Below are 23,531 nucleotides of genomic sequence, written 5' to 3'. Positions count from 1 at the left end.
TATTAATAATAATCAATGGTATTTTTGATGGTGTAAGCCCGTTCGACAGCGGGTTTTACTCCCTCATCCACAATGATTAATTGGCAGTCCACTGGATTCGCGTGGTTGTCATATTCACAAGTCTGTTTGACATTACCAACCTGTTGATTATTCAGTAAAGTAATTGCCGTGTAATCCAGTTTTTTGATCGGGTCCGTTGATGGAGTGGCGCTGACAGATAACGTTTTGTCGTTACTTTTCGTCGTTTTCCCCAGCGGATAACCCTGATCATCATAGCGATATTCCATCTGCATCTGTTTACTGCTGGCCTTAACCACGAAGCCATTATCATCAGTTTCCCAACTTACCCCGGCAGAAGGTAATTCTGCTAACTGGCATTTTCCCTGTAGACGTACTCTTTTCTCCAGTGTCTGTGCATCCCGGTAATAATTTGCATCCAACACCAGGGCAACCACGGTATTATTCTCCAGATCCAGTAATTCGAGGGAATCAAAACAGCCTTCTTCCGATAAATTCCCCGAAACACGTTTCGTCACTTCCCCTTGCTCATTCATTAACGTCTGAGTGAAATCTTTAACCGGTCCACGCAGCGGATCAAAATCAAATTCATTAGAGAAACTGGCCATTTCTGGCGTAAATGAAAGTGTTACCTCTGTGCGGTCACATCCTGTGAGTATTATCGCGAGTAAACATGGCAGTAATTTGTAATTCACATCAATCACCAGACAGTAGAGATGATTCTCAATCATAGTAGTAAATACAGTAATTTACACGTGAAATGCTATGCTTAGTTAGTAATATTCATGTAAGGAGCCAATGATGAAAATCTTAGCCTGCAGTGCCGCACTTCTGCTCACCCTGGCCTCATCCACAGTGCTCGCCGCGTCGGATTCATGTGAGCGCATAAAAAGTGATATTTCACAGCGCATTATCAATAACGGCGTACCAGAAAGTGGCTTCACTTTAAGTATTGTGCCGAATGATCAGGTCGACCAGCCTGATTCACAGGTCGTCGGGCATTGCGCTAACGACACGCATAAAATTCTCTACACCCGCACCACCAGCGGTAATGTTTCTGCCCACCCCCAGCCAACCCATGATAATGAGCCTGCTGAATCGCATTAATAAACCTGAGGCTGCCTGATACGATGCTTACGCACATATCAGGCCTGCCGTGTGGTATTGTTATGCGCTGGCTGTGCCCGCTAGCCGGGATACCTGCTGAGATGATCGGGCGTGCGCTCGTTTATGGCCTGCACATAATGCTCGGAATGACCATCGCAGGTTAACAAATTGGTGCGGGGTAAACCGCACGTTTCAGGATGATAGGAATGACGCATTTCTCACAACAAGATAATTTTTCTGTCGCAGCGCGCGTGCTGGGCGCACTGTTTTATTACGCTCCTGAGAGTAAAGAAGCCTCTCCACTGGTTTCTGCGCTAACCAGTGACGATTGGGTCACCCAGTGGCCTTTATCACAAACGTCATTAGCGCCGCTGGTAACGGCTTTTAAGGAAGAATGTGAAGAGTCGCGTAGTCAGGCATGGCAACGATTATTTGTCGGGCCGTGGGCGTTACCCTCTCCTCCGTGGGGATCTGTCTGGCTGGATCGCGAATCGGTGCTGTTTGGCGATTCTACTTTGGCGCTTCGTCAATGGATGCGCGAAAAAGGCATTCAGTTTGAAATGAAACAAAACGAACCGGAAGATCATTTTGGTTCGCTGCTGTTGATGGCAGCATGGCTGGCAGAGAACGGTCGTCAGACCGAGTGTGAAGAGTTGTTGGCCTGGCATCTTTTACCGTGGTCCACGCGTTTTCTTGACGTGTTTATCGAAAAGGCGGAACACCCTTTTTATCGCGCGCTCGGTGAGCTGGCTCGTTTAACGCTGACACAATGGCAGTCACAGTTGCTGATCCCTGTCGCGGTAAAACCCCTGTTTCGCTGAATAATCCTTAGTATTATCGAAAGGCGTAAACTGCACGCCTTTCAAATCCAATAAGTGACAACGTCACGTTTAATTCCACATACAGCACGCACAGCTTTTGCACCAGGTCTCTTTTCCCGCAAAATAGAGCCCCGTGTTTAATTTGCCATTTCTGCTCATGCAACATCTACACATCTACCCGGATCTGCGCACCATGTTTCGCCGCCTGCTTATCGCAATGGTCGTAGGCATTCTGGCGGCCTTTGCCGTTGCAGGGTTTCGTCATGCGATGCTGCTACTGGAGTGGCTGTTCCTCAATAACGACTCCGGCAGTCTGGTCAATGCAGCAACGAACCTTTCTCCGTGGCGACGACTGCTAACGCCGGCGCTCGGCGGACTGGCGGCAGGTTTATTGCTGATGGTCTGGCAGAAACTCTCTCAGCAACGCCCCCATGCTCCTACCGATTATATGGAGGCGTTACAAACCGATGGGCAGTTTGATTACGCCACCAGTCTGATTAAATCCTTCGCTTCTTTGCTGGTGGTGACCAGCGGCAGCGCCATTGGTCGTGAAGGTGCGATGATCCTGTTGGCGGCACTTGCTGCCTCCTGGTTTGCCCAACGTTTTACCCCACGTGAAGAGTGGAAATTGTGGATTGCCTGTGGCGCGGCTGCGGGAATGGCAGCAGCCTATCGCGCCCCACTTGCCGGGAGTTTATTTATTGCCGAAGTCTTGTTTGGCACCATGATGCTGGCCTCCCTCGGACCAGTAGTGATCTCTGCCGTAGTGGCATTGCTTATTAGCAATCTTCTTAATCACAGCGATGCTTTGCTCTACAGCGTGCAACTCTCTGTGATAGTTCAGACTCGCGACTATGCACTGATTATCAGTACGGGCGTGTTGATGGGCTTGTGCGGTCCATTGTTTTTAAAGCTAATGAACGCCAGTCATCGGGGTTTTGTTAATCTTAAACTTGCGCCGCCCTGGCAACTGGCATTGGGAGGTTTGATCGTGGGTCTGCTTTCCCTGCTCACTCCTGCCGTGTGGGGCAACGGCTATAGTACGGTGCAATCCTTTTTAACTGCCCCGCCACTGTTTATGGTCATTGCCGGGATCTTCCTCTGCAAGCTAGTTGCCGTGCTGGCCAGTAGTGGTTCCGGCGCACCTGGGGGGGTGTTTACGCCGACGCTATTTATCGGACTGGCAATTGGCATGTTGTATGGCCGGAGCCTGGGGTTATGGTTTACTGGCAGCGAAGAAATTACGCTTTTACTTGGGTTAACCGGGATGGCAACACTTCTGGCTGCGACCACACATGCGCCCATTATGTCGACACTGATGATATGTGAAATGACCGGGGAGTATCAGCTACTCCCCGGTTTATTGATTGCTTGTGTGATTGCGTCAGTAATGTCGCGGACGTTACATCGCGACTCTATCTACCGCCAGCACACTGCGCAGCATGGATAAACGGATATATTGCCCCAGTTCTCGCTGTTCTGCGCGAGGCAGATAAGGAAGCTCACCAATAAGCGGCGCCGGGAGTTTTTTACCCAATACATCAATGATTTCAGCGTAGTGTGCTAACCCTGGGTTGATACGGTTAGCCACCCAGCCAATCAGCGGCAGTCCGTCGTTTGCAATCGCCTGTGCGGTCAGAAGCGCATGGTTAATACAGCCTTCCTGAATACCTACCACCATCAACACGGGTAGCTGCTCCTGAACCACCCATTCAGAGAGCGGACGCAGGTCATTCATCAGGCTACGCCAGCCGCCAGTACCTTCAACAACCACATGGTCGACTTTATCAGTCAGATTAGCCAGACCATTTGAAATGAGGGTGTAATTGATCGGGCAACTGTGCGCCACACTGCTTTCTTCTTCGCTTAACGCTATGGGATTGACTGCTTCATAAGGCAGTTCAATTGATGAAACACTCTGCAACACCAGGGCATCTTTATTACGTAGCCCATCAGGTGTCTCTTTGCTCCCCTTCGCCACGGGTTTATACCCCGCAACCGTTTTTCCCTGGGAGGCTAACGCTTGTAGCAATGCGCGGGAAACCACCGTTTTCCCCACAGAAGTGTCTGTACCTGTTATAAAGAAACGCTTCAGCATCACTAACTCCACCGTTATGCTTCACAAATATAAGCCAGGAAAATAATTCAACTTTGGAAGTCTAAGTTATGCGTTCCTGGCCCAATTTGAGATAGCGCAAATTTTGGTAGAACAGTTAAAAAATGTTAACCCTGCAACAGACGAATCAACAAAGAACCGTTATACATCGCGTCTTTTACCAACGCCGCCCCCGCCATCGTCCCCTGATTAGAGAACTGGGTGCTCTCGACGCTAATGTGCTGGCTGTAGGCTGGAAGCGCCTGCTGACGGATACTGTCAGAAATTACAGGGAACAGGATCTCTGCAGCCTTACTTAGCGGCGAACCAATCAGTATTTTTTGTGGGTTGAATAAATTCACCATGATGGCAAGAATGCGCCCGACGTGCGTCCCCACGCCAGTAATAATATCTTTTGCCAGCAGATCGCCCTGCAACGCAGCCAGGCACAATGAATCCACGGTTAATGGCTGCCCATGTAACATAGAACTCATAGATTGATTCAACCGTAATTGTGCAAGCTCAAGAATACTATCAACACTAGCGATGGTTTCCAGGCAGCCGTGGTTACCGCAATAGCAGCGTTTCCCATAGGGATCGACCTGAGTGTGACCAATCTCCACAAGGCTACTGCTTCCCGCGTGTAACAAATGGCCATCGGTAATCACACCCGCACCCACGTTGTGATCAATCACCACCTGAATCACATCGCGCGCTCCGCGTGATGCGCCAAACAGAGCCTCAGCCATCGTCCATGCACTAATATCATGCTGAATATAAACCGGTACACCGGTATGCTGCTCCAGTACTTCGCCGAGCGGCATCTCTTTTACGTCCTCATAGAACGGCATACGATGCACAATGCCATTTTCCGTATCAATAATTCCCGGCAACGTAATGGCAATAGATGTCAGACGCTCGAGTTTTTTCTGATGGCGGATAAAAAACTGATCAATATGAGTAATTATGCGATCCAGCAGTGGCAATTCGTCCTGAAGCGCCAACTCCAGTGAGTCTTCCACCACCAGCTTGCTGCTCAGGTCGCGCAGGGCAAGAAAAATCTCCCCACGACTAATGCGCAAAGAAAGATAGTGCCAGGCTTCTGTTTCTACCACCAGCCCCACCGCCGGACGCCCACGGTTTCCCGCTTCTTTAATTTCCAGCTCTTGCACCAGGTGCGCTTCGAGCATTTCGCGGACAATTTTGGTGATACTGGCTGGCGCCAGTTGCGCCAGCCGGGAAAGATCGATACGCGAAACTGGCCCAAGCTGATCAATCAGGCGGTAAACCGCGCCCGCGTTGGTCTGCTTTATTTGATCAATGTGCCCAGGCTGGTTTTCAGCAACCACCGCATACTCCCTATATTTTCGCGCTCCGAAATAATCTGTAGGTTATGGTGAAGTACTTCAATATGCGTCGTCAAATTTTTACTTCGTCATGTGATTAACAGCACATTTTTCGGTTTTTTTTGCTGAATTTTCCCTCACCGGAGTGCATTCATCAGCTGAATACGAAAGTTTCGTGCCGCCGGGCTTTGTTCACGATGCTTTGGCCAAACCAGCCACATTTCAGAAACCGCATCCTCTTCAGCAATAGGTAACCAGCGCATTTCATTGAGTTGGACACGTTTAAAAGAGGCGGGCAAAATCGAAACACCAAGACCGGCGGAAACCAGACCGATGATAGTCATCGCCTCGCCCACTTCCTGGGTGATGACCGGAGTCAGATTATAACGCCGCATCAGGCCAATAATGTCGTCATACAGCCCCGTCCCTACGTGCGGATCAAAAAAAACAAACGGTTCTTTTGCCAGTTCCGCCAGCGTTACCTTCGGTTTATTTGCCAAAGGATGATCGTGCGGGATCATCGCCATAAGCGGTTCATGCACGATTACCGCGTGATCCAACGTCTCCGGCAACACGGTATTTCGTAACAACCCCATATCGAGCGTCCCTTCGGTAAGAGGATCTATTTGCTCGCGAGTATTCATCTCACGCGTCTGCAAATGGACATCAGGAAATTCGCAGCGAAATAGGGATAAGGTATCAGACACTGCGCGAATAAAGGGTGCCGACGAGGTAAAGCCAATGCGTAACTCTCCCGCTTCTCCCTGATGCAGACGTTCAGCGCGAGAGGCTGCGTCATCCACCATAGACAGAATTTGCCGACTATCAGCAAGGAACTGCTTTCCTGCTGCCGTTAGCAGCACGCTGCGGTTGGTTCGTGCCAACAGTCGCGCGCCAATTTGTTGCTCCAGAGCCTGAATCTGCTGACTTAGCGGCGGTTGCGAAATGTTCAGGCGGGCAGCCGCGCGTCCAAAATGCAGCTCTTCCGCAACGGCAACAAAGTAACGGAGGTGACGCAATTCAATATTCATATTTTAAACATCTTATTTGAGATTATTAATATATTAGACATAACAATTCGATTTTCCTACTCTATTCCTGATCCCACATCACAGGCATAATTAGCAAGGATTTCAAGTGAGTCGTACTACAACTGTTGATGGCGCTCCGGCAAGCGACACTGACGAGCAACCCCTTTCCCAGCCAAACAAATTCATTAAACGCGGTACACCGCAATTTATGCGTGTCACTCTGGCGCTATTCTCTGCCGGGCTGGCAACCTTCGCGCTTCTCTATTGCGTGCAGCCTATTCTTCCGGTGCTTTCGCAAGAATTTGGCTTAACGCCTGCTAACAGTAGTATTTCACTGTCCATTTCAACGGCGATGCTGGCTATCGGTTTGCTGTTTACTGGCCCGCTATCCGATGCCATTGGTCGCAAGCCAGTGATGGTGACGGCGCTACTGTTGGCCTCCATCTGTACGTTACTTTCGACAATGATGACCAGCTGGCACGGCATTTTGATTATGCGCGCCTTGATTGGTCTGTCGTTAAGTGGCGTAGCTGCCGTTGGTATGACCTACCTTAGCGAAGAGATCCACCCCAGTTTTGTGGCCTTTTCAATGGGGTTGTATATCAGCGGCAACTCGATTGGCGGCATGAGTGGGCGCTTAATCAGCGGTGTATTTACTGACTTCTTTAACTGGCGAATTGCGCTGGCGGCTATCGGCTGTTTCGCCCTGACCTCAGCATTAATGTTCTGGAAAATTCTCCCGGAATCTCGTCATTTCCGTCCTTCTTCGCTGCGCCCAAAAACACTGTTTATTAACTTCCGTCTGCACTGGCGCGATCGGGGACTCCCCTTATTATTCGTCGAAGGCTTTTTGCTGATGGGCTCATTCGTAACGCTGTTTAATTACATCGGCTATCGGTTGATGCTTTCACCATGGCATGTTAGCCAGGCAGTGGTTGGGTTATTATCGCTGGTCTATTTGACAGGCACCTGGAGTTCGCCAAAAGCAGGCACCATGACTACCCGCTTCGGTCGTGGCCCGGTGATGTTATTTTCGACAGGTGTTATGCTTTTGGGTCTTATCCTGACATTGTTCAGCTCACTGTGGCTGATTTTTGTCGGTATGATGCTTTTCTCCAGCGGATTTTTTGCCGCTCACTCTGTCGCCAGTAGCTGGATTGGTCCTCGTGCTAAACGCGCCAAAGGTCAGGCTTCCTCGCTGTATCTGTTCTGTTACTACCTGGGTTCAAGCATTGCCGGTACATTAGGTGGCGTCTTCTGGCATAACTATGGCTGGAACGGCGTCGGTGCATTTATTGCCCTGATGCTGGTGGTCGCTATTCTGGTCGGAACACGTTTACATCATCGCCTGCACGCCTGAAAAAAATAAGTCCGGACGATGTGTTAAATTACTGTCCGGACTTATTGCCTGCTCAACCCAACGTTAATAACCACCCTAAAACAGACGAAGCGCCTGCCATTTCTCGCAGGGCATCTAACGTCATCAGGATAATAAATACCCAAATTAGCGGATTCATTTTGCTGTGTGTCATTTATTGCTAATACACAGTGATTCTACCGATTTATAGGTAGTGAAAAAGCTAAGTTATTCAATACTACCTATATTGGTGGGAAATTCTCCTTACGTCACAATGCGTTATTATTTCCCACGTCATCGCTATTCGCTTTGTACATATCGTTACATGCCGAAACCAACCACTCACGGAAGCCTGTCATTTCCAGAGATATAGTCATTACATCGGCCCCGCAGTGGGGTTGCATAAAAAACAAAATTGAGGGTATGACAATGAAAAAAGTATTAGCTCTGGTTGTTGCCGCTACTATGGGTCTCTCTTCTGTCGCATTTGCTGCAGAAACTGCGACCACGCCGGCTCCGACGGCTACAGTGTCCAAAGCAGCGGCTGCAAAAACAACGCATCATAAAAAACAGCATAAAGCGGCACCTGCCCAAAAAGCGCAGGCGGCTAAAAAGCATCATAAAAAAGCGAAAAATGAACAGAAAGCGCCTGAGCAAAAAGCACAGGCAGCCAAAAAACACAGCAAAAAACACAGCCAGCAGCAATCTGCAAAACCAGTTGTACAACCAGCCGCGTAAGTTTTCGGCAGCAATAATGGCGCGCCCCCTCGCGCCTGAAAATTACGGTGTTAAACGGATAACGTTTAACACCGCCTTTAGCGGAGGGTACTATGGTGGGCCGTTATCGCTTTGAGTTCATTCTTATCATCCTTATTTTATGTGCCCTGATTGCCACCCGTTTTTATCTTTTCTGAGCGTAGTTATCTGATTTTACTCCCACTTTCATCCCGTCCCGTCTATAGTATTCATGAGGGTTTGCTTTTAATAATCATAATTACTCACCAGAGTATGATATGCGTATAACTATTGCTGTAGTGCTGGGTGCAATTAGTCTGACATCTGCATTTGTGTTTGCGGATAAACCGGACGATCATAAATCGACCAATAATGAGGTCAGCACCCTATTTTTTGGTCATGATGATCGTGTATCAGTAAATAACACGAGCCAATCGCCGTGGGATGCGGTTGGGCAACTAGAAACGGCCAGCGGCAATTTATGTACGGCGACGCTAATTGCGCCGAACCTGGCATTAACGGCAGGACACTGTTTATTAACGCCGCCGAAGGGTAAAGCGGATAAAGCAGTTGCGCTGCGTTTTGTGTCGAATAAAGGTCTTTGGCGCTATGAGATCCACGACATCGAAGGCCGCGTTGATCCGACACTAGGGAAGCGGTTAAAGCCGGATGGGGATGGCTGGATTGTTCCCCCCGCAGCCGCGCCGTGGGATTTCGGTTTGATTGTGCTGCGCAATCCGCCTTCGGGTATTACGCCATTGCCGTTATTTGAGGGAGATAAAACCGCGCTTATCGCCGCATTAAAAGCAGCGGGTCGTAAAGTGACTCAGGCGGGATATCCTGAAGATCATCTCGATACGTTGTACAGTCATCAAAATTGCGAAATAACCGGCTGGGCGCAAACCTCGGTAATGTCGCACCAGTGCGATACCCTACCGGGTGACAGTGGTTCGCCGTTGATGCTTCATACTGATGACGGCTGGCAGTTAATTGGGGTGCAAAGTTCAGCTCCTGCAGCGAAAGATCGCTGGCGTGCTGATAACCGGGCCATTTCTGTCACTGGTTTTCGCGACAAACTAGAAGAACTAACCCGGCAATAACATTTCAAACGCTGCCCGCATTGTCGGGCAGCGTGTTCATCATGCAAGTTTCACCATAATCATTCCAGCCAACAGCAAGACCAGACCAACCCAGCCTTTACGATTTAAACGTTGACCAAACAAGATCCAGCCAGCGGCTAACGTGGCGGCAATACCAAACCCGCCCCACAACGCATACGCTACCGACAAATCTATGCCCTTTACTGCCTGGGAGAGTGAGCTAAAGGCCGCAAGCACCGCCGCCAGTGAGAGCAAGCCATAGACTTTACGGCGAAAGCCGTCAGAAAATTTCAAAAAGACGTTAGCAATAATTTCCAGCACGATTGCCAGTGCCAGCCAGGCGGCGTGAACCCATTCAAACTGCGCCATGATTCACCTCCAGCGAGGATTTACGCACTTTGCGAGTACCCGATTTAATCAACACAATCCCAGCCACCAGGGTTGTTAACCCGGCAATTTTTAGCAGCGATAAACTTTCGTCGAATAACAGAACACTAAAGAGCGTTATAAATAAAATACCGATGCCTTCCCACAGAGCATAAGCCACGCCAAGTGCTATTTTTTTCACGGCGAAAGAGAGAAATATATATGACAGCGAAATCATCACCAGCATTAAAATAAAACCGCCGTTTCCCTCACTAACGCTCGCCCATTTCATTGACAGCGTGCCGGTAATTTCTGTGGCAATAGCCAGACCTAATAAAACCCAATAAATATACATCGTCCTTCCCCTGCAAGAGAATTATTTTAACGTTCGCTCGACTCAGCGAAACCAAAAGAAAAGTATTCAGTCCAGCGCAGAGCGCCAGCTTTGGCAGAGGAAGGGACTAAAGCGCGTTGCGCCAGTGTTGCTCACCTGCGAGCAAGATGGTGGTTGAGGTACGGAAATGAGTAAATGTAGAAAATAACGTCCTGAACAAATTGTCCATAATATTACAATTATCCGCAGTGTTGCTTCTCGTCATCGCGGATGATAATTGTCCTCGGTAGTTGTACACGTCTGATTTGTATCATAGCTTAAGAATTAACTCAAAACATTTTCATTTCTTTACCTGAGTAGTTTGATTTTCGTTATAATGCCACGGCTAAAAAGAAAATATTATTAGCGAAGGAAGAAAAAACGGGGATACGCATGGCAAAGCCGATCATCACGCTCAATGGCCTAAAAATAGTCATTATGTTGGGAATGCTGGTCATTATTCTCTGCGGTATCCGTTTTGCCGCCGATATCATCGTCCCCTTTATCCTCGCCCTATTTATTGCAGTCATTCTTAATCCGCTGGTACAACGCATGGTTCGCTGGCGAGTGCCGCGTGTGTTGGCTGTGTCGATTTTAATGGTCATCATCGTGATGGCGATGGTGCTATTACTGGCCTATCTCGGCTCAACGCTCAATGAACTGACCCGCACTTTGCCACAGTATCGCAGCTCAATCATAAAACCCCTGCAAGTTCTGGAACCTTTGTTACAACGCGCGGGTATTGATATCTCGGTTGACCAACTGGCGCATTATATTGATCCGAACGCGGCGATGACGTTGCTCACCAACTTGCTGACGCAGTTATCTAACTGCCATGTCATCCATATTTTTATTGTTGCTGACGGTGTTGTTTATGCTGCTCGAAGTGCCACAACTTCCCGGCAAACTCCAGCAAATGATGGCGCGCCCGGTCGAAGGTATGGCGGCGATCCAGCGCGCCATTGACAGTGTGTCGCATTACCTGGTGCTGAAAACAGCCATCAGCATCATCACTGGTCTGGTCGCCTGGGCGATGCTCGCCGCACTCGATGTTCGCTTCGCTTTTGTCTGGGGATTGTTGGCCTTCGCGCTTAATTACATCCCTAACATTGGTTCTGTTCTCGCGGCTATCCCCCCTATCGCTCAGGTACTGGTGTTTAATGGTTTCTATGAGGCGTTACTGGTGCTGGCGGGATATCTGCTGATTAATCTGGTCTTCGGCAATATTCTGGAGCCGCGCATCATGGGGCGCGGGTTGGGGCTTTCGACACTGGTAGTTTTTTTGTCGTTAATTTTTTGGGGATGGTTGTTAGGACCGGTGGGAATGCTGCTTTCCGTGCCGTTGACGATTGTTGTCAAAATTGCGCTTGAACAAACGGCGGGAGGCCAAAGCATCGCCGTCCTGTTAAGCGATCTCAATAAAGAGTAACGGCCTCCACAGAGGCCGTCAGGGTTACAGTGCTTTCAGGATTGCATCCACGCTGGCCTTGGCATCGCCAAACAGCATGTGAGTGTTTTCCTTGAAGAACAGCGGGTTTTGCACACCAGCATAGCCAGTGTTCATCGAACGTTTAAAGACAATCACGTTCTGTGCTTTCCACACTTCCAGCACAGGCATTCCAGCAATTGGGCTTTTCGGATCGTCCTGCGCAGCCGGGTTAACCGTATCGTTAGCGCCAATCACCAACACAGTGTCGGTATCAGCAAAATCATCGTTGATCTCGTCCATTTCCAGCACGATGTCATACGGTACTTTCGCTTCTGCCAGCAATACGTTCATATGCCCCGGTAATCGACCTGCAACCGGGTGAATACCGAAACGCACATTGATACCACGGGCACGCAATTTCTCGGTGATTTCTGCCACCGGATATTGTGCCTGCGCGACCGCCATGCCGTAGCCTGGGGTGATGATCACCGAGTGCGAATTTTTCAGCAATTCTGCCGTCTCTTCCGCAGTGATTTCGCGATGCTCGCCCACTTCCTGATCATCACCGGTGGAAGAACCATCTGTGCCGAAACCACCCGCAATGACGCTGATAAAGGAACGGTTCATCGCCTTACACATAATGTAAGAAAGGATGGCACCAGAAGAACCGACCAGCGCACCGGTCACAATCAGCAGATCATTACTGAGCATAAAGCCCGCCGCCGCCGCTGCCCAACCAGAATAAGAGTTCAGCATCGACACCACCACTGGCATATCTGCACCACCGATGGAGGCGACTAAATGCCAGCCGAATACCAGCGCAATGGCGGTCATTATCAGCAATGCCAGCACTTGCAGGCCGACGCTATCCGTGCGAACAAATACAATCAGCAGCAGGAAGGAAACGACCAGAGCCGCCAGGTTCATTTTGTGACGGTTTGGCAGCATCAGCGGTTTAGACGAAATTTTGCCGCACAGCTTACCGAACGCCACGACCGACCCCGTGAAAGTCACCGCACCGATGAAGATACCGAGGAACACTTCCGTCAGGTGAATATTGGCCAGAATCGGCGCCATTTCCGCGTCGTGATGCAGATAGCTGTTAAAACCAACCAACACCGCCGCCAGACCAACGAAGCTATGCAGGATCGCCACCAGCTCCGGCATTTCGGTCATTTCGACTTTCTTCGCCAGACGGATACCAATCGCCCCACCGATGACCATCGCCAGTAAGATCCAGCCAACGTTGCCAGTATCCGGTCCAAAGATAGTTGCAATTAAAGCAATCGCCATCCCGGCGATACCGAGGTTGTTACCCCGGCGAGACGTTTCATGTTTTGAAAGCCCGGCCAGACTGAAGATAAACAGGATCGCGGCAACAATGTATGCAGCTGTAACTAATCCTCCAGACATATGTTACCCCTTAGTTTTTGCGAAACATTTTCAGCATACGCTGAGTCACGGTGAAGCCACCGAAAATATTAATGCTGGCTATAAGCACCGCGATAAAACTAAGGAAGCTAACCCAGCCGCCCTGGCCAATCTGTAAAAGTGCTCCGACAACAATAATCCCTGAAATCGCATTGGTGACCGACATCAACGGCGTATGCAGCGCGTGCGATACATTCCACACCACGTAATAGCCGACAACGCACGCCAGCGCGAACACGGTGAAGTGTCCGAGGAACTCTTTCGGTGCAACATTTGCCAGCCAGCCGAAAAGGATAATTGCCAGCGCCATCAAGGCGTATTTACGCCACGGCGAACAGGCACATTTTTCCTCGGTTTTGACTTCCGGTGCTGCTTTCTGCGCTGCCTGCGGCTGGGCTGAAACCTGAATCGGCGGCGCCGGCCAGGTAATTTCACCCGCACGGATCACGGTCACACCACGAATCACCACATCATCAAAATCAACAGTAATGTTGCCGTCTTTCTCTTTGCACAACAGTTTCAGCAGATTGACGAGGTTGGTGCCATAAAGCTGTGAGGATTGCGTCGGCAGACGCCCCGGAAGATCGGTATAACCAATGACTTTGACGCCATTTTCAGTGGTGAAGATTTGCCCCGGCACGGTGTATTCACAGTTACCGCCGTTTTGTGCTGCCAGATCGACAATCACACTGCCCGACTTCATGGAGTCCACCATTTCACGGGTAATCAGTTTCGGTGCCGGTTTGCCTGGAATCAGCGCAGTGGTAACAATGATATCGACTTCTTTTGCCTGCGCAGCAAAAAGCTCCATTTCCGCTTTGATGAACGCTTCCGACATCACTTTGGCATAGCCATCGCCGCTGCCTGCTTCCTCTTTAAAATCCAGTTCGAGGAATTCCGCGCCCATACTCTGAACTTGTTCTTTCACTTCCGGACGAGTATCGAACGCACGCACAATTGCGCCGAGGCTGTTTGCTGCACCAATGGCCGCCAGACCAGCAACACCCGCACCAATCACCATGACTTTTGCCGGCGGCACTTTACCTGCCGCAGTGATTTGTCCGGTAAAAAAGCGACCAAACTCATGAGCTGCTTCGACAATAGCGCGATAACCTGCGATATTCGCCATCGAACTTAACGCGTCCAGCGACTGGGCGCGAGAAATACGCGGTACGGAGTCCATCGCCATCACGGTGACGTTACGTTCCGCAAGTTTTTGCATTAGTTCCGGATTCTGCGCAGGCCAGATAAAACTTACCAGCGTTGTACCTGGATTCAGCAGTGCAATTTCATCATCTAACGGTGCATTGACCTTCAGAATGATCTCTGACTGCCAGACGTTATTCCCTTCTACTATTTCAGCGCCCGCTTGCACAAACGCTTTATCGTCAAAACTCGCCAGTTGACCCGCGCCGCTCTCTACCGCGACGGTAAAACCTAGTTTCAGCAACTGTTCCACTGTTTTTGGCGTTGCTGCAACACGGGTTTCATTGGTTAACCGTTCTCTTGGTATGCCAATTCGCATGATATTCCCTTCCATCGGTTTTATTGATGATGGTTTGCCTGTGTTTCAAGGTACACAAGCCGCTCATGAACGAGCTAAATGTTACTCCGTTAAAATAAATTAGTAACAAACGTCTATAACGTACTGAAAATAATGCCTGTGATCTAGCGCCAAAAATCAGTATTTCGGCGTTAACTCGAAAAATATTAACGATTCAGCCTTGATAGTGGGATAAACACCATAGAACACAGGATAAAGGGCGATAATTGTCTTCAATAGCCAGGTAAAACATGAGATCACCCCGTCGCAAGCTACCAGTTAACATTAAATTAACTTATACAATTCAGCCATTTCAGCCGCCTATGCCACTGCGCTCACTTTTTAATCACACATGGTTATTCGAACAGGTTTAAAATCAAATCAAGAAGTCTGATATGAAAAATGACGCAGACAGTTACACCGTTTAAATGCAATAATCAGCCACGTTTCTCGTTAATAACAATACCAGTACCTGGTTTGCGCAAGGCGAAGGATTATTTTTATGAAGCTTAAGAACACCCTCCTGGCGTCGGCACTGCTTTCTGCTACGGCATTCTCCGTTAACGCAGCAACAGAACTGACACCGGAGCAAGCGGCAGCGGTTAAACCTTTTGACCGTGTAGTGGTTACCGGACGTTTCAATGCCATTGGCGAGGCGGTGAAAGCCGTATCCCGCCGCGCTGATAAAGAAGGAGCAGCCTCTTTTTATGTTGTCGATACGTCAGATTTCGGTAACAGCGGTAACTGGCGTGTAGTTGCCGATCTCTATAAGTCTGATGCTGAAAAAGCAGAAACCGAAAAAAATCGCGTGATTAATGGTGTGGTGGAGCTGCCCAAAGACCAGGCCGTTCTGATCGAACCGTTTGATACAGTTACCGTCCAGGGCTTTTACCGTAGCCAGCCTGAAGTCAATGACGCCATCACCAAAGCGGCGAAAGCAAAAGGCGCATACTCTTTCTATATTGTTCGTCAAATCGATGCCAACCAGGGCGGCAACCAGCGTATTACCGCATTCATCTATAAAAAAGATGCTAAGAAACGCGTAGTACAAAGCCCGGATGTGATCCCGGCGGATTCCGACGCGGGACGTGCAGCCCTGGCTGCCGGTGGCGAAGCTGCGAAGAAAGTTGAAATCCCTGGCGTTGCCACTACTGCGTCACCAAGTTCCGAAGTCGGTCGTTTCTTTGAAACCCAGTCATCAAAAGGCGGACGTTACACTGTCACGCTACCTGACGGCACTAAAGTAGAAGAACTGAACAAAGCGACCGCAGCGATGATGGTGCCGTTCGACAGCATTAAGTTCTCAGGTAACTACGGCAACATGACCGAAGTTTCCTACCAGGTTGCTAAACGTGCCGCGAAGAAAGGGGCTAAGTATTACCACATCACCCGCCAGTGGCAGGAACGTGGCAATAACCTGACCATCAGCGCAGACCTGTATAAATAACTATTCAGTATCACGATAAGGCGGCTTTATGCCGCCTTTAGCATTTTTAGTCACAAATTTTCCCCTAACCATTGCATGACGATACATCTCTTCGTAAAATCCCGCGCCTTAGTGACAAACACCATTTTTATGCGTTTTGTCCTAATATTTATTCTTCCGAACACGTTTTGATCACTGGATACAGATGGAAAAGAAACTGGGACTGAGCGCGCTCACTGCGCTGGTATTAAGCTCAATGCTGGGCGCAGGTGTTTTCAGTCTGCCGCAAAATATGGCGGCGGTAGCCAGCCCGGCAGCATTATTGATCGGCTGGGGTATCACCGGCGCAGGGATTTTATTACTGGCCTTCGCGATGCTGATCCTGACGCGTATTCGTCCCGACCTTGACGGCGGTATCTTTACCTATGCCCGTGAAGGATTTGGCGAACTGATCGGTTTCTGCTCTGCATGGGGATACTGGCTGTGCGCAGTTATCGCCAACGTCTCCTATCTGGTCATCGTCTTTTCCGCATTAAGCTTTTTTACTGACACGCCGGAATTGCGCCTGTTTGGCGATGGCAATACCTGGCAATCGATTGTCGGTGCATCCGCCTTATTATGGATTGTTCACTTTTTGATCCTGCGCGGCGTGCAGACTGCTGCCAGCATTAACCTGGTGGCGACGTTGGCAAAATTATTGCCGCTAGGTCTGTTTATTGTGCTGGCGATGATGATGTTCAAACTGGACACCTTCAAACTCGACTTCACTGGCCTTGCACTTGGCATACCAGTATGGGAACAGGTGAAAAACACAATGTTGATCACACTGTGGGTATTCATTGGCGTGGAAGGTGCAGTGGTCGTTTCTGCGCGAGCGCGTAATAAACATGATGTCGGCAAAGCAACACTTCTGGCGGTACTTTCCGCGCTGGGCGTTTATTTACTGGTAACACTGCTTTCGCTGGGCGTGGTAGCACGCCCGGAACTGGCTGAAATCCGTAACCCGTCTATGGCCGGCCTGATGGTGAAAATGATGGGGCCGTGGGGCGAGATTATCATCGCTGCCGGACTGATCGTTTCCGTTTGCGGCGCGTACTTAAGCTGGACCATTATGGCGGCAGAAGTCCCCTTCCTGGCGGCCACACATAAAGCATTCCCGCGCATTTTTGCTCGCCAGAATGCGCAAGCTGCGCCGTCTGCCTCACTGTGGCTGACCAACATCTGCGTGCAAATTTGCCTGGTACTCATCTGGCTAACCGGTTCCGATTACAACACATTGCTGACCATCGCCTCAGAAATGATTCTGGTGCCCTATTTCCTGGTTGGCGCGTTCCTGCTGAAAATCGCTACCCGTCCACTGCATAAAGCAGTAGGTATCGGTGCCTGCATTTATGGCTTATGGTTATTGTACGCCTCTGGCCCAATGCACCTGCTGTTGTCCGTCGTTCTGTATGCACCTGGGCTTCTGGTATTCCTGTACGCGCGTAAAACGCATACACATGATAATGTACTGAATCGTCAGGAAATGATGCTAATTAGCATGTTGTTAATTGCCGCAGTTCCGGCGACCTGGATGCTGGTGGGATAACGTTCGTCCCATCGTTGGATAGCAAAGGAGATAACGATGGGTAAAACCCACCCCTTGCCAATATTAATTACTGGCGGAGGCCGTCGCATTGGCCTCGCCCTCGCCTGGCATTTCATTAATCAAAAGCAACCGGTGATTGTCAGCTATCGGACGCACTATCCTGCCATTGAGGGGCTGATTAATGCGGGTGCGCAATGTATTCAGGCTGATTTTTCAACCAACGACGGTGTGATGGCGTTTGCCGATGAGGTACTAAAAAGCACCCACGGCCTGCGTGCTATTTTGCATAACGCCAGCGCATGGATGGCTGAAAAACCAGGTACGCCACTGACTGACGTGCTGGCCAGCATGATGCAGATCCACGTTAATACTCCATACCTTCTTAACCACGCTCTGGAAAGATTACTGCGTGGGCACGGACACGCCGCCAGCGATATCATTCACTTTACCGATTATGTGGTGGAGCGCGGAAGCGACAAACATATTGCCTATGCTGCGAGCAAAGCGGCGCTGGATAATATGACCCGCTCATTTGCCCGCAAGCTGGCACCGGAAGTGAAAGTGAATTCTATTGCGCCATCGCTGATCCTGTTTAATGAGCATGATGATGCTGAATATCGTCAACAGGCGCTGAATAAATCACTGATGAAAACCGCGCCTGGTGAGAAAGAAGTGATCGATCTGGTCGATTATTTACTCACCAGTTGCTTTGTTACCGGACGCAGTTTTCCGCTTGATGGCGGTCGACATCTGCGTTAATGCAGCTTCATCCAGCATATAATCAACACCCATGCGCTTATCCCCCAGCACGCAACGGAACCCACAAAAGCAGCGGGCAAGCGCATTATTCCGGTGAAATACCACAGCGACGCCAGGTAAACAAAATAGGGAATAATCGACCACATGCTGAAAATGATGGTTGCGCGTAAGGCTTCAATGCCGCGTTCGCTGGCAACAATATAATGCGCAATAAGCGCAAAGGTCGGGAAAAGCGGAATCAGCCCGGCGATATAGTAATTTTTCGTTTTTGCTAATACACCAATTAACACCACCACCAGCGCACCAAGCGCGGCTTTGATTACCAGCCCCATCTTTTTACCTTAACACTTACATAACAAGTCATCCGTAGAATACCTGATGCAAACTTGTTTAGGAACGATTGATAGTAAGTAAAAACAACGCGGTGTATTGTGACGTTTTTATATCTACCGTGAATAATATGAACACTATCGTATTTGTGGAAGATGACGCAGAAGTCGGTTCACTGATTGCCGCGTATTTGGCGAAACATGATATACAGGTAACCATTGAACCTCGCGGCGACCATGCAGAAGAAACAATTCTGCGGGAAAATCCGGATCTGGTGCTCCTCGATATCATGCTACCAGGCAAGGACGGCATGACTGTCTGTCGTGATTTACGCACTAAATGGCGCGGGCCTATAGTTCTGCTGACATCTCTCGATAGTGATATGAACCACATTCTGGCTCTGGAAATGGGCGCCTGCGACTATATTCTCAAAACGACGCCCCCCGCAGTCCTGCTGGCGCGGTTACGTTTACATTTGCGTCAGAATGAGCAAACCACGCTGACCAAAGGTATACAAGAAGCACCTCTTACTCCTTACAAGGCATTGCATTTCGGTACGTTGACCATCGATCCCATTAACCGTGTAGTTACGCTTGCTAACCGTGAAATTTCACTTTCTACCGCCGATTTTGAACTGCTCTGGGAGTTAGCCACCCACGCGGGGCAAATTATGGACAGAGATGCGTTGTTGAAAAATTTACGCGGCGTCAGCTATGACGGTCTGGATCGTAGCGTGGACGTGGCTATTTCGCGGTTAAGAAAAAAACTGCGCGATAACGCTGCCGAACCTTATCGCATTAAAACCGTGCGAAACAAAGGCTATCTGTTTGCGCCTCATGCGTGGGAATAAGCGATGAAAAAACTGTTTATCCAGTTTTATCTTTTACTGTTTGTCTGCTTTCTGGTGATGTCCCTGTTGGTTGGGCTGGTGTACAAATTTACCGCCGAACGCGCGGGCAAACAGTCGCTGGATGATTTGATGAACAGTTCGCTATACCTGATGCGTAGTGAATTGCGCGAGATCCCCCCGCACGACTGGGGGAAAACACTGAAGGAGATGGATTTAAATCTCTCTTTTGATCTGCGCGTCGAACCGTTGAGTAAATATCATCTCGATGAAATCTCCATGCATCGGCTGCATGGCGGCGAAATTGTCGCCCTGGACGATCAGTACACTTTTTTGCAACGTATACCGCGCAGCCACTACGTGCTGGCAGTCGGTCCCGTGCCTTATCTTTATTACCTCCATCAAATGCGATTACTGGATATCGCGCTGATCGCTTTTATTGCCATCTCCCTCGCCTTTCCGGTGTTTATCTGGATGCGTCCGCACTGGCAGGACATGCTAAAACTGGAAGCAGCGGCACAACGATTTGGCGATGGGCATCTCAATGAACGTATTCACTTTGATGATGGTTCGAGTTTTGAACGACTTGGCGTGGCGTTTAACCAGATGGCGGACAATATCAACGCCTTGATTGCCAGCAAAAAACAGCTTATCGACGGTATCGCCCACGAACTGCGAACGCCGTTAGTGCGCCTGCGTTATCGCCTGGAGATGAGCGATAACCTGAGCGCAACAGAATCCCAGGCATTGAATCGCGATATCAGCCAACTGGAAGCTTTAATTGAAGAACTGTTGACTTATGCCCGACTCGATCGCCCGCAAAATGAGCTCCATCTTAGCGAACCAGACCTGCCGTTGTGGCTGTCAACGCATCTGACCGACATTCAGGCGCTAACTCCCGATAAAACGGTACGGATAAAAACCATCATACAAGGTCATTATGCGGCGCTGGATATGCGCTTAATGGAGCGCGTGCTGGATAACTTGCTCAATAACGCCCTGCGCTACTGCCATTCAACCGTTGAAACCAGCCTGCTACTGACAGGAAACAGAGCGACATTAATTGTTGAAGATGATGGTGCAGGGATTGCACCACAGGATCGAGAGCATATTTTTGAACCCTTTGTTCGCCTCGACCCCAGCCGTGACCGTGCAACCGGCGGCTGCGGGCTGGGACTGGCAATTGTCCGCTCTATTGCGCTGGCTATGGGCGGCACGGTTAATTGTGATGCCAGCGAACTGGGTGGTGCCCGCTTCTCGTTTAGCTGGCCGTTATGGCACAACATTGCGCAATTTACCTCTGCCTGACGCTACGCGCACGGTGGTCAAGCCGTCGCCACTGTGCTATAAAATAAGTATGTTGTAACTAAGTGGTGATTTTATGGCTCGTTACGATCTCGTAGATCGACTCAATACTACCTTTCGCCAGATGGAGCAAGAACTGGCCGCATTTGCCGCTGAGCTTGAACAGCACAAGTTGCTGGTTGCCCGGGTGTTCTCTTTACCGGAAGTCAAAAAAGAAGATGAGCATAATCCGCTGAACTGCATTGAAGTTAAGCAACATCTCGGCAAAGAGGCGCAGGCGCTCGCGTTACGTCATTTCCGCCATTTGTTTATTCAGCAACAGTCTGAAAATCGCAGCAGCAAGGCCGCTGTTCGTCTGCCCGGCGTGTTGTGTTATCAGGTCGATAATCTTTCACAAGCGGCGCTGGTAAGTCATATTCAGCGCATCAATCAACTTAAAACCACTTTCGAGCATATCGTCACGGTTGAGTCAGAACTTCCTACGGCGGCGCGTTTTGAATGGGTGCATCGCCATTTGCCGGGGCTGATCACACTTAACGCTTACCGCACCCTCACCGTTCTGCATGACCCCGCAACTTTACGTTTTGGCTGGGCGAATAAACATATCATTAAGAATTTACGTCGTGATGAAGTGCTGGCGCAGCTGGAAAAAAGTCTGAAATCACCCCGCAGCGTCGCACCGTGGACGCGTGAGGAGTGGCAGGGAAAACTGGAGCGTGAATATCAGGATATTGCCGCCCTGCCACAGGACGCGAAGTTAAAAATCAAACGTCCGGTGAAGGTGCAGCCGATTGCCCGCGTCTGGTACAAGGGAGATCAAAAACAGGTACAACACGCCTGCCCGACGCCTCTGATTGCACTGATTAATCGGGATAATGGCGCGGGCGTGCCGGACGTTGGCGAGTTGTTGAATTACGATGCCGACAATGTGCAGCACCGTTATAAACCGCAGGCGCAGCCGCTTCGTTTGATCATCCCACGGCTGCACCTGTATGTTGCAGATTAACGCCCTGCTTTCATGCTACCGACCATCTGTTCTGGTCGTACCCAGCTGTCAAACTCGGCTTCGCTAAGATAGCCCAGCGCAAGGGCTGCGGCTTTTAAGGTCAGCCCTTCTTTATGCGCCTTTTTGGCAATCTCGGCGGCTTTGTCATAGCCAATGTGGGTGTTGAGTGCGGTCACCAGCATCAGCGATTCATTGAGTAATTGATTGATTCGCTCACGATTCGGCTCAATCCCCACTGCACAGTGTTTGTTAAAACTTTCCATGCCATCTGCCAGCAAGCGTACCGATTGCAGGAAATTGTGGATAACCATCGGACGGAAGACGTTCAGTTCAAAGTTTCCGGAAGCGCCACCCATGTTGATCGCCACATCGTTCCCCATCACCTGACAGCAAAGCATGGTTAACGCTTCACACTGCGTTGGGTTCACTTTCCCAGGCATGATTGAACTGCCCGGCTCGTTTTCCGGGATTGAGATTTCACCAATTCCGCAGCGAGGGCCAGATGCCAACCAACGGACGTCATTGGCAATTTTCATCAGTGACGCAGCCAACCCTTTCAAGGCGCCGTGCGCCTGAACCAGCGCATCACAGGTCGCCAGAGCTTCAAATTTGTTCGGCGCGGTAACAAACGGCGCGCAGGTAATTACCGAAAGTTCATCCGCAACGCGACGCGCATATTCCGGATGAGTGTTCAGCCCCGTCCCTACTGCTGTACCACCCAGCGCCAGTTCCGCCACGTGCGGCAGACTGTACTCGATATGTTTGAGATTATGCTCCAGCATCGCTACCCAGCCAGAAATCTCCTGCCCCAACGTCAGCGGCGTGGCGTCCTGCAAGTGGGTACGACCAATTTTGACGATATCGGCAAATGCGCGCGATTTTTCACTCAGCGTTTGTGTCAGTGTTTTAAGCTGCGGAATGAGTTGCTTGCGCAGCGCCAGCAGCGCCGCAACATGCATCGCCGTCGGAAAGACATCATTGGAACTTTGGCTTTTGTTCACGTCGTCATTAGGGTGAACTTTACGTTCCATCCCACGCACGCCGCCAAGCAATTCGCTCGCCCGGTTAGCCAGCACTTCGTTCATATTCATATTGCTTTGCGTACCGGAACCGGTCTGCCAGATAGCCAGCGGAAATTCATCGTCATGCTGTCCCGCCAGCACTTCATCTGCCGCCTGACGAATGGCACTCGCTTTCTCTTCGGACAGCAAGCCTAAATCTTCATTAACTTTTGCCGCTGCGCGCTTGGTTAGCGCCAGCGCATGAATCAGTGAGGTTGGCATTTTCTCCGTCGAAATGCGGAAATGCTCCAGCGAGCGTTGAGTTTGTGCGCCCCACAGCTTATCTGCCGGGACATCGATCGCACCCATCGAATCTTTTTCGCTGCGTACTGTTTTCATGGACTGCTCCTCACCTGATTAATTTTTTCTTTCTGTTTTGCTTACGTTAAGCAACTTTTAGCTCACTCATTATTTACTATTTGATAACAAATGTTTGGTCTTTCGTGCCATGTAAAAA

Annotated in this window: 25 protein-coding genes and 1 pseudogene; 14 read left to right on the top strand and 12 right to left on the bottom strand. The window is 49.8% G+C overall.

What is annotated here, in order from left to right; all coding sequences use genetic code 11:
- Positions 1 to 2: 2 nt before the first annotated feature.
- Positions 3 to 713, bottom strand: a complete 711-nt coding sequence (locus tag A7589_RS07470) for a YnfC family lipoprotein (RefSeq protein ID WP_108188792.1) — start codon at positions 711 to 713, stop codon at positions 3 to 5.
- 106 nt (positions 714 to 819) lie between these two features.
- Here A7589_RS07470 and A7589_RS07465 point away from each other — a divergent pair, with 106 nt between their 5' ends.
- The 3 genes from A7589_RS07465 to clcB all read left to right on the top strand — a co-directional run bounded on the left by A7589_RS07465 (position 820) and on the right by clcB (position 3,396).
- The gene (locus A7589_RS07465; protein ID WP_000696054.1) at positions 820 to 1,125 is read left to right on the top strand and encodes a DUF1161 domain-containing protein; all 306 of its coding nucleotides are present in this window, start codon (positions 820 to 822) and stop codon (positions 1,123 to 1,125) included.
- A 206-nt stretch (positions 1,126 to 1,331) separates the two neighbouring features.
- Entirely contained in the window at positions 1,332 to 1,946 is a 615-nt protein-coding gene (dmsD, locus tag A7589_RS07460) for a Tat proofreading chaperone DmsD (protein ID WP_000148723.1), read from the top strand.
- Positions 1,947 to 2,103: 157 nt separating this feature from the next.
- Positions 2,104 to 3,396, top strand: a complete 1,293-nt coding sequence (clcB, locus tag A7589_RS07455) for a voltage-gated ClC-type chloride channel ClcB (RefSeq protein WP_071599012.1) — start codon at positions 2,104 to 2,106, stop codon at positions 3,394 to 3,396.
- Here clcB and bioD read toward each other — a convergent pair.
- The 3 genes from bioD to ynfL all read right to left on the bottom strand — a co-directional run bounded on the left by bioD (position 3,349) and on the right by ynfL (position 6,418).
- The gene (gene bioD, locus A7589_RS07450; RefSeq protein WP_000919216.1) at positions 3,349 to 4,044 is read right to left on the bottom strand and encodes a dethiobiotin synthase; all 696 of its coding nucleotides are present in this window, start codon (positions 4,042 to 4,044) and stop codon (positions 3,349 to 3,351) included. The genes clcB and bioD overlap by 48 nt on opposite strands.
- A 125-nt stretch (positions 4,045 to 4,169) precedes the next feature.
- The gene (mlc, locus tag A7589_RS07445) at positions 4,170 to 5,390 is read right to left on the bottom strand and encodes a sugar metabolism global transcriptional regulator Mlc (protein ID WP_000225256.1); all 1,221 of its coding nucleotides are present in this window, start codon (positions 5,388 to 5,390) and stop codon (positions 4,170 to 4,172) included.
- 134 nt (positions 5,391 to 5,524) lie between these two features.
- Complete coding sequence (gene ynfL, locus A7589_RS07440; RefSeq protein WP_001019552.1) at positions 5,525 to 6,418, bottom strand: multidrug efflux transcriptional activator YnfL/SxtR(Kp); 894 nt, start codon at positions 6,416 to 6,418, stop codon at positions 5,525 to 5,527.
- A gap of 106 nt (positions 6,419 to 6,524) precedes the next feature.
- On the opposite strand from ynfL, the gene ynfM reads away from it, so the two are divergent.
- A complete protein-coding gene (gene ynfM / locus A7589_RS07435) occupies positions 6,525 to 7,778 on the top strand; it encodes a multidrug efflux MFS transporter YnfM/SxtP(Kp) (RefSeq protein ID WP_000091810.1) in 1,254 nt (417 codons plus the stop codon).
- 52 nt (positions 7,779 to 7,830) lie between these two features.
- Here the strand turns inward: ynfM and A7589_RS23575 are convergent, their stop codons facing one another.
- Positions 7,831 to 7,935: a KPN_01571 family protein gene (locus tag A7589_RS23575; RefSeq protein ID WP_208980231.1), complete on the bottom strand. Its 105-nt coding sequence runs from the start codon at positions 7,933 to 7,935 to the stop codon at positions 7,831 to 7,833.
- A gap of 269 nt (positions 7,936 to 8,204) precedes the next feature.
- On the opposite strand from A7589_RS23575, the gene asr reads away from it, so the two are divergent.
- The 3 genes from asr (at position 8,205) to A7589_RS07420 (ending at position 9,610) form a co-directional block, all read left to right on the top strand.
- Complete coding sequence (gene asr / locus A7589_RS07430) at positions 8,205 to 8,513, top strand: acid resistance repetitive basic protein Asr (RefSeq protein WP_000756319.1); 309 nt, start codon at positions 8,205 to 8,207, stop codon at positions 8,511 to 8,513.
- Positions 8,514 to 8,605: 92 nt separating this feature from the next.
- Positions 8,606 to 8,689, top strand: a complete 84-nt coding sequence (ydgU, locus tag A7589_RS07425) for a small membrane protein YdgU (protein WP_000233091.1) — start codon at positions 8,606 to 8,608, stop codon at positions 8,687 to 8,689.
- 99 nt (positions 8,690 to 8,788) lie between these two features.
- Entirely contained in the window at positions 8,789 to 9,610 is an 822-nt protein-coding gene (locus tag A7589_RS07420) for a trypsin-like serine peptidase (protein WP_001223110.1), read from the top strand.
- A gap of 39 nt (positions 9,611 to 9,649) precedes the next feature.
- Here the strand turns inward: A7589_RS07420 and mdtI are convergent, their stop codons facing one another.
- From mdtI to A7589_RS23660, 3 genes are all read right to left on the bottom strand, one after another.
- The gene (gene mdtI / locus A7589_RS07415; protein ID WP_000046658.1) at positions 9,650 to 9,979 is read right to left on the bottom strand and encodes a multidrug/spermidine efflux SMR transporter subunit MdtI; all 330 of its coding nucleotides are present in this window, start codon (positions 9,977 to 9,979) and stop codon (positions 9,650 to 9,652) included.
- Positions 9,966 to 10,331 (bottom strand): multidrug/spermidine efflux SMR transporter subunit MdtJ, encoded by a 366-nt coding sequence (gene mdtJ / locus A7589_RS07410; protein ID WP_000276159.1) that lies wholly within the window; start codon positions 10,329 to 10,331, stop codon positions 9,966 to 9,968. The genes mdtI and mdtJ overlap by 14 nt, the downstream gene beginning before the upstream one ends.
- Positions 10,332 to 10,437: 106 nt before the next feature.
- Positions 10,438 to 10,608, bottom strand: a complete 171-nt coding sequence (locus tag A7589_RS23660) for a protein YdgV (RefSeq protein ID WP_085948676.1) — start codon at positions 10,606 to 10,608, stop codon at positions 10,438 to 10,440.
- Positions 10,609 to 10,805: 197 nt separating this feature from the next.
- On the opposite strand from A7589_RS23660, the pseudogene A7589_RS07400 reads away from it, so the two are divergent.
- Positions 10,806 to 11,778: pseudogene (locus tag A7589_RS07400) on the top strand (AI-2E family transporter).
- Positions 11,779 to 11,802: 24 nt separating this feature from the next.
- Here the strand turns inward: A7589_RS07400 and pntB are convergent.
- Together pntB and pntA are read right to left on the bottom strand one after the other, a co-directional pair.
- The gene (gene pntB / locus A7589_RS07395; protein WP_000014064.1) at positions 11,803 to 13,191 is read right to left on the bottom strand and encodes a Re/Si-specific NAD(P)(+) transhydrogenase subunit beta; all 1,389 of its coding nucleotides are present in this window, start codon (positions 13,189 to 13,191) and stop codon (positions 11,803 to 11,805) included.
- A gap of 10 nt (positions 13,192 to 13,201) precedes the next feature.
- Entirely contained in the window at positions 13,202 to 14,734 is a 1,533-nt protein-coding gene (gene pntA / locus A7589_RS07390) for a Re/Si-specific NAD(P)(+) transhydrogenase subunit alpha (RefSeq protein ID WP_001219380.1), read from the bottom strand.
- A 520-nt stretch (positions 14,735 to 15,254) separates the two neighbouring features.
- On the opposite strand from pntA, the gene ydgH reads away from it, so the two are divergent.
- The 3 genes from ydgH to folM all read left to right on the top strand — a co-directional run bounded on the left by ydgH (position 15,255) and on the right by folM (position 18,525).
- Positions 15,255 to 16,199 carry a DUF1471 family protein YdgH gene (ydgH, locus tag A7589_RS07385; protein WP_000769335.1) on the top strand — a complete coding sequence of 315 codons (945 nt, stop codon included), beginning with the start codon at positions 15,255 to 15,257 and terminating at the stop codon, positions 16,197 to 16,199.
- Between the two features lie 184 nt (positions 16,200 to 16,383).
- Positions 16,384 to 17,766 (top strand): amino acid permease, encoded by a 1,383-nt coding sequence (locus tag A7589_RS07375; RefSeq protein WP_000412363.1) that lies wholly within the window; start codon positions 16,384 to 16,386, stop codon positions 17,764 to 17,766.
- Positions 17,767 to 17,802: 36 nt separating this feature from the next.
- A complete protein-coding gene (gene folM / locus A7589_RS07370) occupies positions 17,803 to 18,525 on the top strand; it encodes a dihydromonapterin reductase (protein ID WP_000520630.1) in 723 nt (240 codons plus the stop codon).
- Here folM and A7589_RS07365 read toward each other — a convergent pair.
- The gene (locus A7589_RS07365) at positions 18,522 to 18,857 is read right to left on the bottom strand and encodes a GlpM family protein (RefSeq protein WP_000524884.1); all 336 of its coding nucleotides are present in this window, start codon (positions 18,855 to 18,857) and stop codon (positions 18,522 to 18,524) included. The genes folM and A7589_RS07365 overlap by 4 nt on opposite strands.
- 128 nt (positions 18,858 to 18,985) lie before the next feature.
- Here A7589_RS07365 and rstA point away from each other — a divergent pair, with 128 nt between their 5' ends.
- The 3 genes from rstA (at position 18,986) to tus (ending at position 22,013) form a co-directional block, all read left to right on the top strand.
- Entirely contained in the window at positions 18,986 to 19,705 is a 720-nt protein-coding gene (gene rstA, locus A7589_RS07360; RefSeq protein ID WP_001092491.1) for a two-component system response regulator RstA, read from the top strand.
- A gap of 3 nt (positions 19,706 to 19,708) precedes the next feature.
- Positions 19,709 to 21,010 carry a two-component system sensor histidine kinase RstB gene (gene rstB, locus A7589_RS07355; RefSeq protein ID WP_105282737.1) on the top strand — a complete coding sequence of 434 codons (1,302 nt, stop codon included), beginning with the start codon at positions 19,709 to 19,711 and terminating at the stop codon, positions 21,008 to 21,010.
- Between the two features lie 73 nt (positions 21,011 to 21,083).
- Positions 21,084 to 22,013, top strand: coding sequence for a DNA replication terminus site-binding protein (gene tus / locus A7589_RS07350; protein ID WP_000135176.1), 930 nt, complete (start codon positions 21,084 to 21,086; stop codon positions 22,011 to 22,013).
- On the opposite strand, the gene fumC is transcribed toward tus, so the two are convergent.
- Entirely contained in the window at positions 22,010 to 23,413 is a 1,404-nt protein-coding gene (gene fumC / locus A7589_RS07345) for a class II fumarate hydratase (protein WP_000860010.1), read from the bottom strand. The genes tus and fumC overlap by 4 nt on opposite strands.
- Positions 23,414 to 23,531 lie beyond the last annotated feature (118 nt).

The organism is Escherichia sp. MOD1-EC6475 (assembly GCF_003046645.1).
Lineage (GTDB): Bacteria > Pseudomonadota > Gammaproteobacteria > Enterobacterales > Enterobacteriaceae > Escherichia > Escherichia ruysiae.
This window is presented reverse-complemented; position numbering and strand designations above follow the sequence as displayed.

What these genes read in the sequence shown, in the direction of transcription:
- ydgU (WP_000233091.1), top strand. Translation starts at nt 8,606, where the DNA reads ATGGTGGGCCGTTATCGCTTTGAGTTCATTCTTATCATCCTTATTTTA.
- clcB (WP_071599012.1), top strand. Translation starts at nt 2,104, where the DNA reads ATGCAACATCTACACATCTACCCGGATCTGCGCACCATGTTTCGCCGC.
- A7589_RS23575 (WP_208980231.1), bottom strand. Translation starts at nt 7,935, where the DNA reads ATGAATCCGCTAATTTGGGTATTTATTATCCTGATGACGTTAGATGCC.
- A7589_RS07375 (WP_000412363.1), top strand. Translation starts at nt 16,384, where the DNA reads ATGGAAAAGAAACTGGGACTGAGCGCGCTCACTGCGCTGGTATTAAGC.
- A7589_RS07420 (WP_001223110.1), top strand. Translation starts at nt 8,789, where the DNA reads ATGCGTATAACTATTGCTGTAGTGCTGGGTGCAATTAGTCTGACATCT.
- pntB (WP_000014064.1), bottom strand. Translation starts at nt 13,191, where the DNA reads ATGTCTGGAGGATTAGTTACAGCTGCATACATTGTTGCCGCGATCCTG.
- bioD (WP_000919216.1), bottom strand. Translation starts at nt 4,044, where the DNA reads ATGCTGAAGCGTTTCTTTATAACAGGTACAGACACTTCTGTGGGGAAA.
- mdtJ (WP_000276159.1), bottom strand. Translation starts at nt 10,331, where the DNA reads ATGTATATTTATTGGGTTTTATTAGGTCTGGCTATTGCCACAGAAATT.
- ynfL (WP_001019552.1), bottom strand. Translation starts at nt 6,418, where the DNA reads ATGAATATTGAATTGCGTCACCTCCGTTACTTTGTTGCCGTTGCGGAA.
- asr (WP_000756319.1), top strand. Translation starts at nt 8,205, where the DNA reads ATGAAAAAAGTATTAGCTCTGGTTGTTGCCGCTACTATGGGTCTCTCT.
- rstB (WP_105282737.1), top strand. Translation starts at nt 19,709, where the DNA reads ATGAAAAAACTGTTTATCCAGTTTTATCTTTTACTGTTTGTCTGCTTT.
- rstA (WP_001092491.1), top strand. Translation starts at nt 18,986, where the DNA reads ATGAACACTATCGTATTTGTGGAAGATGACGCAGAAGTCGGTTCACTG.
- A7589_RS07465 (WP_000696054.1), top strand. Translation starts at nt 820, where the DNA reads ATGAAAATCTTAGCCTGCAGTGCCGCACTTCTGCTCACCCTGGCCTCA.
- mdtI (WP_000046658.1), bottom strand. Translation starts at nt 9,979, where the DNA reads ATGGCGCAGTTTGAATGGGTTCACGCCGCCTGGCTGGCACTGGCAATC.
- tus (WP_000135176.1), top strand. Translation starts at nt 21,084, where the DNA reads ATGGCTCGTTACGATCTCGTAGATCGACTCAATACTACCTTTCGCCAG.
- A7589_RS07365 (WP_000524884.1), bottom strand. Translation starts at nt 18,857, where the DNA reads ATGGGGCTGGTAATCAAAGCCGCGCTTGGTGCGCTGGTGGTGGTGTTA.
- ydgH (WP_000769335.1), top strand. Translation starts at nt 15,255, where the DNA reads ATGAAGCTTAAGAACACCCTCCTGGCGTCGGCACTGCTTTCTGCTACG.
- folM (WP_000520630.1), top strand. Translation starts at nt 17,803, where the DNA reads ATGGGTAAAACCCACCCCTTGCCAATATTAATTACTGGCGGAGGCCGT.
- fumC (WP_000860010.1), bottom strand. Translation starts at nt 23,413, where the DNA reads ATGAAAACAGTACGCAGCGAAAAAGATTCGATGGGTGCGATCGATGTC.
- pntA (WP_001219380.1), bottom strand. Translation starts at nt 14,734, where the DNA reads ATGCGAATTGGCATACCAAGAGAACGGTTAACCAATGAAACCCGTGTT.
- dmsD (WP_000148723.1), top strand. Translation starts at nt 1,332, where the DNA reads ATGACGCATTTCTCACAACAAGATAATTTTTCTGTCGCAGCGCGCGTG.